The 10,741-nt window shown below is 56.0% G+C and carries 13 protein-coding genes; 9 read left to right on the top strand and 4 right to left on the bottom strand.

The genetic code is table 11. The features are described from left to right. Nucleotides 1-268: ribbon-helix-helix domain-containing protein (locus tag M0654_RS22400; RefSeq protein WP_248684972.1), on the top strand; the 268-nt coding region annotated here is incomplete at its 5' end. Nucleotides 269-576: 308 nt separating this feature from the next. Beyond that, nucleotides 577-1,296: a helix-turn-helix domain-containing protein gene (locus M0654_RS22405; protein WP_248684973.1), complete on the top strand. Its 720-nt coding sequence runs from the start codon at nt 577-579 to the stop codon at nt 1,294-1,296. Nucleotides 1,297-1,556: 260 nt separating this feature from the next. On the opposite strand, the gene M0654_RS22410 is transcribed toward M0654_RS22405, so the two are convergent. Next, a complete protein-coding gene (locus tag M0654_RS22410; RefSeq protein ID WP_248684974.1) occupies nt 1,557-1,844 on the bottom strand; it encodes a hypothetical protein in 288 nt (95 codons plus the stop codon). Between the two features lie 220 nt (nt 1,845-2,064). Between M0654_RS22410 and M0654_RS22415 the strand changes: the two genes are divergently transcribed. Next, nucleotides 2,065-2,325 (top strand): hypothetical protein, encoded by a 261-nt coding sequence (locus tag M0654_RS22415; protein WP_248684975.1) that lies wholly within the window; start codon nt 2,065-2,067, stop codon nt 2,323-2,325. A gap of 8 nt (nt 2,326-2,333) precedes the next feature. Then, nucleotides 2,334-2,636, top strand: a complete 303-nt coding sequence (locus tag M0654_RS22420) for a hypothetical protein (RefSeq protein WP_248684976.1) — start codon at nt 2,334-2,336, stop codon at nt 2,634-2,636. A 52-nt stretch (nt 2,637-2,688) separates the two neighbouring features. On the opposite strand, the gene M0654_RS22425 is transcribed toward M0654_RS22420, so the two are convergent. Then, nucleotides 2,689-4,431, bottom strand: a complete 1,743-nt coding sequence (locus M0654_RS22425; RefSeq protein WP_248684977.1) for a type IV secretory system conjugative DNA transfer family protein — start codon at nt 4,429-4,431, stop codon at nt 2,689-2,691. A gap of 172 nt (nt 4,432-4,603) precedes the next feature. Between M0654_RS22425 and mobQ the strand changes: the two genes are divergently transcribed. Beyond that, the gene (mobQ, locus tag M0654_RS22430) at nt 4,604-5,629 is read left to right on the top strand and encodes a MobQ family relaxase (protein ID WP_248684978.1); all 1,026 of its coding nucleotides are present in this window, start codon (nt 4,604-4,606) and stop codon (nt 5,627-5,629) included. Nucleotides 5,630-5,708: 79 nt separating this feature from the next. Here the strand turns inward: mobQ and M0654_RS22435 are convergent, their stop codons facing one another. Further along, nucleotides 5,709-6,509, bottom strand: coding sequence for a hypothetical protein (locus M0654_RS22435; RefSeq protein WP_248684979.1), 801 nt, complete (start codon nt 6,507-6,509; stop codon nt 5,709-5,711). A 437-nt stretch (nt 6,510-6,946) separates the two neighbouring features. Next, nucleotides 6,947-7,747, bottom strand: coding sequence for a hypothetical protein (locus tag M0654_RS22440; protein ID WP_248684980.1), 801 nt, complete (start codon nt 7,745-7,747; stop codon nt 6,947-6,949). 400 nt (nt 7,748-8,147) lie between these two features. Here M0654_RS22440 and M0654_RS22845 point away from each other — a divergent pair, with 400 nt between their 5' ends. The 4 genes from M0654_RS22845 to M0654_RS22455 all read left to right on the top strand — a co-directional run. Further along, the gene (locus M0654_RS22845) at nt 8,148-8,276 is read left to right on the top strand and encodes a hypothetical protein (protein WP_282571743.1); all 129 of its coding nucleotides are present in this window, start codon (nt 8,148-8,150) and stop codon (nt 8,274-8,276) included. A 560-nt stretch (nt 8,277-8,836) separates the two neighbouring features. Further along, nucleotides 8,837-9,370: a helix-turn-helix domain-containing protein gene (locus M0654_RS22445; RefSeq protein WP_248684981.1), complete on the top strand. Its 534-nt coding sequence runs from the start codon at nt 8,837-8,839 to the stop codon at nt 9,368-9,370. A gap of 179 nt (nt 9,371-9,549) precedes the next feature. Further along, nucleotides 9,550-9,945, top strand: coding sequence for a hypothetical protein (locus M0654_RS22450; protein ID WP_248684982.1), 396 nt, complete (start codon nt 9,550-9,552; stop codon nt 9,943-9,945). Between the two features lie 123 nt (nt 9,946-10,068). Further along, nucleotides 10,069-10,741: ParA family protein (locus M0654_RS22455; RefSeq protein ID WP_248684983.1), on the top strand; the 673-nt coding region annotated here is incomplete at its 3' end.

Genomic DNA, 10,741 nt, shown 5'->3' on the forward strand with positions numbered 1-10,741 from the left:
GCTTGAAAGCCTTCCGGCCGAGCCGCCCGCACTTGCAGAGAGCGACACAACCACGCGCCGAAGGCTGCGCAAAAAGCCGGTGCAGGCCGAGAGTGCGACGGAGACGGTACTTGTAGGGGCGAACCTTCCGCCAAGCTACGCCCGCAATCTGGCCTTTCTACATGCCGAAACGGGGCGCAGTAAGAAGGAGCTTTTGCAGGAGGCGCTAGACCTGTTTTTCACCAGCAAGGGCGGGGCGCATCTAAACGCGCAGACGACAAAGAAATAAAGCTATAGCACTGTAAGGCTATAGCGGGTTGCGGTCGAGCAATTCGGCAGGCACCATCATAACCAAGATTCCGCTGATTCCGGCGGGGAATAGCTGACAGGAGGGCTTAGGCCCAGATACACAAAAACCCGCCAAGGGCGGGCTTCTGATATCCGGCGAACCGGAAAATGTGATCTGGACAATCGCAGTTTCCCAAAATCACCGGGACATTGCAAGAGGTTTCTTGCCACGGGAGCGTTTGGCTTTTTGCCGCCAAAGGTTCTCGCGTGGAGCCTTCGCCTTGTCGGTTTCAACCGAGAGGACGAGATATGTTTGCACCATTGGGTGATATCCTGGCCGCACAGCACGGGAGAGAGACCGGGCGGACGGTAGAGCCAGTTCGACGCCATTCGCGTGCTGCTGGCCGCTGTGAGGGGGTATTCTGGCGGCGTACTGATCGGCAGGAGGTGCGCCGCATTGTGATGGCGGCGAGACGCTACGAGCTGGCGACAAGACAGCCGGGCACACGCAACGGAGCGCTTGGTCCGATTGCTCTCGAAATCCTAGAGCTGTTCGCGAACCTGATTGATTTCCGCACAGGACGCCTCGAACCGTCCTTGGACACACTCATGCGGATGCTGAAGCGGTCACGAGATGCGATCAGCCGCGCGTTGAAGGCGCTGCGGGAGCATGGCTTTATCGATTGGCTCCGGCGCTATATCGCGACCGGAAACAAGGGCCGGGGGCCGCAGCTCCAGCAGACCAGCAATGCCTATAGGCTTAGCTTGCCAAAGAGGGCGCTGCAGCTTCTCGGCCGATATGGTCAATCGACACCCGAACCAGACGACTTCCTGCACGCGCGACAGAGCCGAGCCGCCGAGATCGAAGCGCATAGGCAAAGCCTGTCGCTGGCGGAGCGGCCACTGTTCGATATGGAGGACGGGCCGCTTGCGCGTGCGCTGGCACGGCTAGGTGCCGGCATCGACAAACAACGTGAATCCGCCAGCCGGTCTGAATCCCAATCTAAATCTATTCCTATGAGGAAATGAAAGCGGAGTCGGCCTTTGGCCGACAAGTTTTCCTCATCCCGAACGGCAGCATACCGTCATGCTCGCTCCGTCAACAGCCTACGGCTGTCCTCCGCTACGCTCCGGCCCTACGGGTGACTCCCGCTGCGCGTGTCGGTGCATGATATGTATCGGGACGGGGAACATCAGTTCCGCGCTTCGCGCGGGTTCGATTTGGCCTGCGGCCTGCATCGAACAGGGAACTGGGCAAGAACCCAGCCCCTGATCTGTCCAACCGTCGCTTAGGAGCGGTAGTAGGCAACAATGGCGGCCGACAGATCAGCGGGTGCCATGCTCATCGCCTGGCGCATGATATTGGCGCCGGCGGTGTTATGCGGATCATGGAAGAAGGCGTCGATGCAGTAGCGGCACAGCGCCTCCTCATCTCCGAGAAAATGGTCGTAGAATTTTTCGGCCGGGTTCTCCTGGCCGAACTGCTTTCGGCCGCTCAGGACTGCCGTCTTCCCTATGAGGGTCATGTCGTACTGCAGGGTGCCGGTAGAAGAAGGTGGTGGTACGAGGTCGTTCATGTCTAAGCCTTTCGCGCTTTGGGGTGTGTGAAGGATGGAGTCTTGCGGAACCATCCTTTGAAATCGTCAGTCGAAAATCAGAGCGGCGCAATCCACTACCGAACAAATTTCTGAAATAAATCTCACCCTGCATGTTTTTTAGGCCGAAATTCACTTTTTTGTTGACGTAAGATTGTGCTCGTCACAGCATCGAAAGGCGGCCAGATGAAAGGATATCGCCATGACTGAAGAGACCGAAAAGAAGCCGAAGAAGGTAGTCACCCCTGAGGAAAAGCGCGCGAATTTCGTAAAGTTAGCCGAAGGCAGGACGCAGGCAGCATTGGTTGCAATTCAGAGGATTGGCAATCTTTCCAATGAGCGGGCATATGGAAAAAATCCGACGGATATCAAGAAGATCGCGGCGGCCTTGAAGGAGGCAATTGCCGAGATGGAGCGCCGGTTTGACCAGAAGACCGAGAAAAAAGTCCGGTTCAAACTATAGGAAATATAATGCGTTACACACTGTGGACAGAAGAGAAAAGAAACGAAACGCTGAAGCTTGCAGTCGCAGCCATCTCAGAGAGCTGCATCCGGTATGAAGCTGGAGCCGAACCCCCCGTTTTCGGAAACGATGAGATAAACCGTTGGATCGAGAAAACAGGGGTCTCAAAATTGGACTTCGGTGAGATGTTTCACGATATAACGGCTGAAATGCGCGATAATCCAAAGTACGAGATGTACCCGGTTTTCCATCTCGGACCTAGAGCCAATGAGGTTAGAGCTGTCATGGCGCGAAATATTTTTGAAGAATGAATTCGAAGAGAAATTCGCCGAAATTTTCGTTCGTTGTTGCCATGAACAGGAGCTAGTCGCTGCGATAGCGGCGCAGCTTATACCAGAGAATCCGCTGCATCCGCAGCGGCTTTCTTCCCCGAATGAAGCAGAGCATTTCGCTGGTCGGCAGTTCGAGGATATCGGCTGCCGTCAGTAGTGGTTCACGGACTTCAGCCGAGCTAGTGCTTGCTGTCTTCGATCCTGCCGCCGCCGAGGTCGACTGGGTTCGCAGTGTCTGATACCCAGCAAGTTTGGAGGCCCATTCGGCCGTGCGGCTGTCGCCGCGCCCGAGGTTGAAAATTCTGACTGTTGCACACGATCCGAGGATCGTGTCGGCAGACTGGCCATAGACGGCTTCGAGGCTGCCCTTGTCCTGCAGGATGAACAGGGTTTCGAGATTGATGCCCGCCGCGACGGTGGCGATATCGACGATGCGATCCAGACGGCCGAGGCGGGTGAATTCGTCGGCAACAAACAGCACCTGTTTTCGTGCTGGCTGCCGCTCCTGCTGCTGGACCATCAAAGCCAGCAGCAGGTTTGCCATCAACCGCATGAATCCGGCCTGTGCTGTCACCTGGTCCAATGGAATGACAATGAACAGGTCAGTATCGCCGCGCAGCAGAGACTCGAGGTTGATGCCGGTCTTAACCCCGAGGAATCCGCGCATTGCGTCCGCGCCAGTCCATTCCAGCGATTTGGCGACGGTGGAGATGATTGAACCGCGTTCCTTGTCCCCCATGGCGAGGAAAGAACCTGCCAGCTCGGCTGCCCGGCCTCCAGCGAGTTTCGGCGTTTCGGCCCATGCCGTCAGCGTATCGAGGAACCCGGCGCTGAGGATGAGACCGCGAACCTCATGCAGCGTGGGTGCTTCGCTCAGCTCGTGAACCACCTCTATAGTCGTCTGCAAGCAGGCTCGCGCCCGATCTGAGAAATGGGCGCCGCTGCCTTGCTCCGGCACGATCATGCCGTCCGCCAGAACGGCCGCATCACGGCTGCGATGGGCGGGGCGGATAAACGCCATCGGATTGAAGCCGATCGGCTTCTGGCCTTCGATCCGGCTCGACTTCGATGTCCGGAAAGGATCGAGGGCGACCACTCGCTGGCCTTTGACCGTGCGGCTGGCGATTGTGGTATCGACAAGCTCACCCTTGATGTCCAGGGCGACGACAGGCCCGTCATGGTCGAAGATGGCGGGTATGATGGCGGAGACACCCTTGCCGCCACGTGTGCCGGAAATGACGGCATGATGGCCGCCGATCCAGCCACGTTCGTCGTTCTTGGCATAGCGCACGATCCTGCCGCCCTTGGTCAGGCCGAGCGGCAATCCATTCTGCAGCCGGATAAGATCGGCGATGTCGGATTCCGTCAGAAATGCAGCCTTCCACGGGCCATCGGCGACGACATGAGAGGCGGGAAATAGGATCGCCCAGGCCTTGCCGAACTCCCCGGAGCAGACGATCCACGACACTGCCGCGACGACGATCACGCCGACCAGGACAAGGCTTGGAAGCGTGCCGGACAGTATGATCGCCAGAATGGCGTCAATGCTTGCCGCCAGCTTTTCCACCACGCCGGAACGGCTGGATGAAACGCTGGCCCATCCCGCCGCTATAATAGCCCATACGGCCAAGAGGCTCGCAACGATCAGCAGAGCCGCGAACAGGACCGTTCCCCATGCAGCTCCCCGTTCCCGACCCCGCCTGCTCCACCCGTAGAGGCCGGAGGCGGTAAGCAGGACAAGGATGGACGGCAGGGCAGGGGTAAGGCTGTTCATTCGCGTGGTGCGGTAGATAGACTAAGGGGGATGTGGTTCGCTTGCCAAATGAAAGTGCGCGCTTATACATTACTTCGTAATGTGCGCGTCTTCAAGGGGTTACGCCGCCGGGTAGCTTCCCCAGGAGCGTTGGACCTTTGGCCACTGAACCGCACGATTGAAGGGAACGGCAATGGCGATTTATCGCTTCTCAGCACAGGTGATTTCCCGGTCAGCCGGCCGCAGCGTAACGGCTGCCGCTGCTTATCGTGCTGGCGTCCTCATCGAGGACCGCCGCACGGGCCAGGTGCACGACTACAACCGCCGTTCCGGTGTCGTGCATGCTGAAATTCTGGCACCCGAGAACACCCCGGCCTGGATGACAGATCGTAAGGCGCTCTGGAACGCTGTGGAGATCGCAGAGAAGCGCAAGGATGCACAGTTGAGCCGCGAGGTGCAGCTTGCTCTGCCACACGAGTTGGACGCCTCCCAGCGGCTTTCCCTAGTGCGGAATTACGTGCGGATGGCCTTCGTAGCGAAGGGTATGATCGCTGATGTTGCCATCCATACGCCGCATCGCAAAGGCGACGACCGTAATCACCATGCACATGTCATGCTGACCATGCGGGAGATCGTCGGTGACGGCTTCGGCAAGAAGGAGCGCGGCTGGAACGAGACGGCCCTTATCGAGCATTGGCGGGAGACATGGCAGGATGCCGTTAACCGGGCACTGGAGCGAGCCGGCCATGCCGGCCGAGTAGATCATCGCAGCTTGGAGGAACAGCGCGTCGAGGCGCAGGAGAAGGCTGAACAGGCTCGTGCCGCCAACGACAATGCGAAAGCGCTTGTGTTTGATCTTGCCGCCGCCCGACTCGACCGCGATCCGGAGCCGAAGATCGGTGCTATTGCCTTAGCATTGGAGCGTAGGGGCGAGCAGAGCGAGCGCGGTAATCTCTGGCGCGAGGTCGTGGCGCGTAACGTAGATCGTTTCAGGGTGTGGATCGCTGCGCAACGATCGCGCCTCGATAGCCTTTGGGAGCGCATGGAGGCGGCGTTATCTCAACAGCGTGAGCGGCTAGATAGCACTATTAAAGAGGCGACGGATCAGACGCAAAAGGGACATGAATTTACCCAGGAGCAACGTGATCAGCTTCTGGGACGGCATCGTTATGGGGCAAGTCCGAAAGAACGGGACAAAGATGATAAACGGGAACGGTAGGTTGCTTGGCTGCGCGAAAGGATAGATTCCTTGAGCTGTTTAAAATTATGTCCGCCCTCTCTCTCGATCATGTTTCCTTTTACGTCCTGTAGGAATCCAGTTTGGCATGCAGCACTACGGCCTGCGCTTCTACGGCGACAAGGTCTCCTGCGACCAGCCTAGCCAGTGGAGTCTGGTCGGTGGGCGGAGAGGCGTGCAGATGCTCGACGATGAATTTTATCGCGGCGACAGCATCCCTAAATCTACCGTGCAGAACCGGTTCATGATGGGCGAGACGATTGCGCGATTGATAAAGGTTTTCGAGGTGATCTGCGACTTCGGAACGCGTGATCTTCTTATATGGGAAAACCCGTTTCAAGGTTGGTTTCCAGAGCGTATGTTCGTAGTCTGGGCCGCATAGGCGCTTCCAGATGTAAAATGTCAGCTCCGCAATAATCTTGCCGTCTGATACCTGGATTTGCCCTCGGCGGGCCTTTGCTCGGTTTAGATGCGATAGGTGAGCGGGACGACCGTTCGGAAAGGCTAAAGCATCAAGGGCATGCTTCTCAGCCTGTGAAAGCTTCGCGTATTCGCTTCTGCGGGCACTATCTACCGCCCGCCTGATCTTTTTGATTTCTTCTTCTTTCCATTGAAACGGTGCCGGGGGGGTCAGCAGCCATCCCGCCACGCCAAAGTGCTGTCCGAGGTTCTCGCAGATCGCATTGCGAAGCGCGATTTCGATGCTAGCGGTGATGTTCATGAGAGCGGCGCCGAGCCTCAGGGTTTCCTGATGTAGCTCGATTGCCGCTTTGACATTTCCAGTGAGTTGGCTGAGTGCCCCTAGCCTTTCTGGTGAAAGTAGCAGCGCAAGCGCGGCTGCATCCGCGTCTTCTATTTGCATTGACCCCCCTGTCAAATCACCCTATATTCAGAATTGAAAAGCCGAGATTAGATTGGCAGTTGCCCCTTGGGGCGGACGAATCCTCGGCTTCCCAGAATGAAGGGCACCCTAGCGGGTGCCCTTTTTGGTTTTCAACCTTCGCTGGAAGCCTGGAGAATTTCAAGGCTGTTGAACTGGGCCAAAATCCCAGCTTCGAGCGACAGGATCATCAAAGAGAGGAGGAGGACTTAGTCCGCTCTCTGTTTCCGCGCCTAAAGGCAGTCCATCCTCACCTAAGGTAATCATCGAGTTCGGCGAGTCTTTTCTCTACGGCGGCCCGCTCGTCACCCGAAAGCGATCCTACGCGCTCCAAGAGGTGAGCTCGCTCCGCTTCCCAAGTCGGCCGCTTTCTTCTCTTGTACAGTTCAACCTTTACGTCGGGATCATCCCGAATTGGATCAAAGATCATTTGCTTGCCCCTTCCGTTCCAAATATCCACCAGGCAAATATTTTTTGAAATGATCCACCACAGGTGTGAAAACGCCTACGTGAAAGCGGACGCCGCCGACGCCAGCCCGGATACTCCACGCGCGATTGGTGGTTGGTGGGTCAGCATCCCACAGCCCCAATGCCACCATCTGCACGACCTTAGCACGGATCGGCCCTTGCTGCGCTCCCTCTTGATATAAGTAGGCCGAGAGGAGGTCTTGGAGTTTTAGGCTAGACCCTTCATTAGGATTCTTGTTGGCAGCCAGCCGTTGCAGGTAGGTTCTCATCAACCTCTCATGCAGAAACCATTCGGCAAGGTTGGTCGACGCATCGTTGTAGCGGTTGGCATTTTTGGGTAGCCCATCGATCTCGTTCATAATGCCGATGAAGCGACAGGCACCTTCGGCAAAAGTCTTCAGCCGTAAACCAGAGAGCCGGAGATCAAGTCTCATCGCATCGTCAGTTTTCTCTAGATCAGGCAGGAGACTGTCTTCCAGACGAATCCATGGTTCCGTTTCCCCAATGCCACCGTGGGGAGTAGGGGTGTGATCGTACCTGAGCAGGAACTCTTTGGTCCGTGAAACGCTTTCCTCGATCTTGTCTAGGGTTCCCTGCTGGGAGTACCATTCCTTGAATTGCCCGATAAGAGCAGCGGCCTCGTCAGCCTGCGCACTATTTAGGTGCATTGGTATCACCGGGCGCTTTCCAGTTTCCTTTTCCGCATCTGGTTCCGCAGGCTTTGATGACCCGGGTTCATCTTCGTCCGTCATTTCTCCCCTCCCATAGTAGGTAGACTACCTACTATCTTAAATACACCTCGTTCGATCTAAGAAATCTAAAAAATTGCCATTTACATTCAATGTGTTAGCTTCGTTCTCATCGAAGGCGAAATCACTCGCTGACGAACGAAAAGGAGCCACTGAAATGCGCACCATTCTCGTTGCAATGCTGATCTCCTTCGGCGCCGTCGCGGCGCAGGGCACCGCAGCTCAGGCCGGCGGCTGGACGAACACCGGCGGTCTCGCCTGGTTCAGGTAACCGATGCGCCGCGGCCTCGTGCGCCGCGGCGACCATCTCCTCAGCCGAGCATCGGCCGGGATGCAGCTGAATTTAGATGCGCAGAAACAGCGCAGACATCAACACAGTTGACCGAATACAAGGAGAAGCAAAATGAAGAAGATGAAGATCGTTGGGTTGGCGGCGCTGGTTGCGCTTACCGCATCCCTCTCCACGTTCAGCCCGGCGGCTGCCAAGCCCTGCATTTTCTGCTGCCGGATCATCATTCAGTGCGGTGTATAACCCACTCTCGTAAAGAAGCTCCGGTCTCCCCCCGGGGCTTCTTTTGTTTCGGAAATTATCTGACTACGTGATAATGTGAATTATGGAACCAATTTTGAGGTAATCTGCAAATATAACAAAATTTAAAAAACGATCTGCCGCTGTAAGGTGGGGCTTTTATTTTATTTGGCCAGTATTGCTGCCCTCGCAGCGGGCCGAGGTAGCGCTACCTATACTTAAAATCCAAGAGGGGCGGCCCCTCATATGGACCGCCCCCCCGCTAGCCCGATATCGCTCGGGTAAGAACATCGAAACTAGCTTCGCCAAAGTCGGCTAATGGGACCGCCCGACGATGTGTAAGGTATATGTCGGATGCGCAAAACGAGTCAATATGTGAAATGATTTTTTTCGCATGGGTTTGTCCTAGACGTTTAGCTATTCTTGGCGGTTGGTTCCCCCGAGCAATTTTCATATGATATGTATATGTGGATAGGTATATTCTGATGAGTATAATCTGATTACTTATATATTGAACGACATAATGTCGTATGGTAGACGTTGACAAAAGTGAGGTGGTTTTTATGTCTGACATGGTGGAAAAATGGGGGCAAGCGGTAGCCGAGCGGGGCTTTGCGCAGATACCCAATTATCTACTGTTGCTGAATAATTTCATAGATGAGGACCGTCGTTTAACACCGGTCGAAATGCTCGTACTTCTTCAGCTAGTTGGTGCTTGGTGGCAGAAGGACAACATGCCATTTCCGAGCATGGGAACACTTGCGAAGCGTGCGGGCGTTTCCGAGCGGCAGGTGCAGCGAGCGGTGACGCGGCTTGTCAAAGATAACATTATTGCGAAGAAGAAGCGTCGCACGCAGGGCATTATCGCGTCCAACGCGTATGACCTTGCTCCATTGGTCGAGCTGCTAGAGGGTGTTGCTAAGGCCTACCCAAATGAGTTTCCGCGCGTGATCAAACGGCGGCAAATTGCTCCTAAAAACCTCGCGGAGCTTGCTGCAACAGATACGACCGACATTGAGCCAAAGACAAAGGTGACGCCTAAGGGCAAAATCGTGCTGAAGAAGAAAATTATGAAGAACAGCCGCAATCCTGGCTGAGTAGCTATGCATTCGATTTTGCAGCGTGGCTTGGTTGTAACCTGAATACCTATCTGACCATCAATTTTGACAGTAACAGCGCGGAATATGCGGGTGCCATCTTTCGGGCCATCCGCCATAAATACCGCGACTGGCTGAATCGTAGAACAAAGCAGCTCTACGGCACAGCGATGCCGCCCATGTACGTTTACACCCATGAAAATCCAAACGGTCACGCGCATTGCAATTGGGTTTTGCATGTGCCCCCTGCCCTACAGGCAGAGTTTCACAAGAAGCGCGTCAAATGGGTCGAGCGGGCGCACCGCAATATTAGGCGCTATGACGTCCTGGCGGAGCCGGTGGACCCTAAGACTGCTAAAAGCCTGGCGAAGTACATCTGCAAAGGAATTGACGAGCAGTATATAGGCTATCTGCACCTACAAAAATATGCCGCGCCGCAGGGCCGCGTCTGGGGAAGACGCGCAGGCACAAGCCCCGCCCTTAGCCGCGCTGCGCGTAACGAGGCGAGCTTTGTTCCTAAGCGTGACAGAGGCAAGGTGAAGGCGGCTAACGATAGTCGCCGCCAGGCTGCTTAACGCTCATCGCCGCCAATGACGCTGTTGACGGTGGCGGCGAATCCTCTCAATTTAGCCCTGTAACCCTATAGCCCTAGAATTTAATTAGTCTTCCGTTAACTGTAATTCCTATAGCCTTATAACATGAAGATTCTCACGGTCATTTCGCAAAAAGGTGGCGTTGGCAAAACTACCATCGCCACAGCTCTAGCCGTAGCCGCCGAGCAGGACGGCAAGAACGCCGCCCTGTTCGATCTCGATCCGCAGGCATCGGCCTGCTTTTGGGCTGACCGCCGCAAGACCACCGGCAAAGGCGAAACACCCGCTGTTCGGGACGTGAACTTTAACCGCCTGCCCCATTACCTCGACGCCATGCGCAACGGTGGGGCTGATCTGGTCATTCTGGATTGCCCGCCGCAGCAGCGGGACATTGCCGAGGCGGCTTTAAGCGTGGCCGATCTGGTTCTGATTCCGACCCGCGCCGAAGCCCTCGACATTCGAGCCATGATGCAAACCGTCCGGCTCGTGCAGCAGCTCGGAAAACAGCCTTCTGTCCTTCTGACGTTTTGTCCGCCGACAGGTGCAGAGATCGAGCAGGCCCGCGAGATCATCGCGCAGCTCAAGGCCGAACTTGTGCCCGTATCCATCCATTTGCGAAAAGCCTACTCCCGAGCGCAGCAGGACGGTCAGACGGCGCAGGAGTATGAGCCGAGCGGGAAAGCGGCCGCTGAAATTAGACAGCTATATGCGTATAGCTCTACAGCCCTATACGGAAAGGAAGTTCATGGGAAAGGCCCAAAAGTCAAATCTAAACGCG

It is taken from the genome of Neorhizobium turbinariae (assembly GCF_023223505.1).
GTDB lineage: Bacteria > Pseudomonadota > Alphaproteobacteria > Rhizobiales > Rhizobiaceae > Neorhizobium > Neorhizobium turbinariae.